This is a genomic window from Aeromonas schubertii, from assembly GCF_000820105.1.
Lineage (GTDB): Bacteria > Pseudomonadota > Gammaproteobacteria > Enterobacterales > Aeromonadaceae > Aeromonas > Aeromonas schubertii.
Window position 1 is genome coordinate 1 of record NZ_CDDB01000090.1, and the last position, 531, is coordinate 531.

1 protein-coding gene is annotated in these 531 nt (G+C 67.2%); it reads left to right on the top strand.

Going from position 1 to position 531, the window contains the following annotated elements; all coding sequences use genetic code 11:
- Window positions 1–531 (top strand): Calx-beta domain-containing protein (locus BN1133_RS17820; protein WP_197273683.1); only part of this gene is annotated, 531 nt, incomplete at both ends.

A 531-nucleotide genomic window follows, 5' to 3' on the forward strand; every position in this document is an offset into this window, starting at 1 on the left:
CGGTGGCGTGAGCCAGAGCGTGGCCGTGGCCGCCGATGGCAGCTTCAGCGTCAGCGTGCCGGCGGGGACCACCGGCTTTGCGGTCAAGGTCGATACCCTCAATGACACCACCTACGAAGGCAACGAGCAGTACAGCCTGACGGCGGGCACCAGCGGCACGCCGACCGTGACCGGCACCGCCACCATCACCGATATGGCGGATCTGCCGAAGGTGAGTGGCGTGGTGGGCGACAGCGTGGCCGAAGGCAATGCCAACACCTTCAGCGTGAGCCTGTCCAACGCCAGCACCAGCGCCACCGCCGTCAACCTGACCCTGGCGGGCGGTACGGCCGAGAAAGGGGTGGACTTCACCGGCACCACGGTGACCGTGGTCATCGGTGGCGTGAGCCAGAGCGTCGCGGTGGCGGCCGATGGCAGCTTCAGCGTCAGCGTGCCGGCGGGGACCACCGGCTTTGAAGTCAAGGTCGATACCCTCAATGACACCACCTACGAAGGCAACGAGCAGTACAGCCTGACGGCGGGCACCAGCGG